Raw genomic sequence first — 626 nt, forward strand, 5'->3', positions numbered from 1 at the left:
GATTCAAAAACCGCAATAACAAATTCTATTAATAATGCTGTTAATTCTATAAATAGCAGTATTAGTTCAATTAACCAGTCGATCACAACTGTTGCAAATGCGGTCAACGGCACAACCAATGCAGTTAATAATAATACTGCTGCAACAAATGCGGTTAAATCATCAGTAGACGCATTACACAATACAATCAATGCTGTAACGACTGCTGTAAACAATAATACAGCTACTGTTACAAATGCAGTCAATGCAAATACATCTGCGACAAATGCTGTTAAAGCTTCTGTTGATGCACTCAATAGTACTGTTTCTGCCGTAACGACTGCTGTCGACAACAATACAAAAGCTGTGAATGCAAACGGTGACAAAGTTGCAAATGCGGTCAAAGACAATATAACTGCAACAAATGCAGTAAAAGATGCTGTTTCTAACTTAAATTCTTCAATAAATTCTGTTGCAGATTCAGTCAACTCAAATGGAAAAAATACAGTCGATGCTGTTAATGCTAACGGCAAAAATACTGTTGATGCGGTTAATTCTGTTAAATCAGCAATAGATTCTCTGAATAATTCAGTTAATGCTGTCACCAGTGCGGTCAATGGAAATGGCGATAAAGTCTCAAATTCTGT

The 626-nt window shown here is 35.9% G+C and carries 1 protein-coding gene; it reads right to left on the bottom strand.

The genetic code is table 11. The features are described from left to right. A partial coding sequence (locus tag ACG9ZL_RS21125) for a hypothetical protein (protein WP_419361875.1) occupies positions 1-626 on the bottom strand: 626 nt, incomplete at both ends.

Origin of the sequence: Acinetobacter legionensis, from assembly GCF_048551735.1 — a bacterium.
In the GTDB taxonomy this organism is placed as follows: domain Bacteria; phylum Pseudomonadota; class Gammaproteobacteria; order Pseudomonadales; family Moraxellaceae; genus Acinetobacter.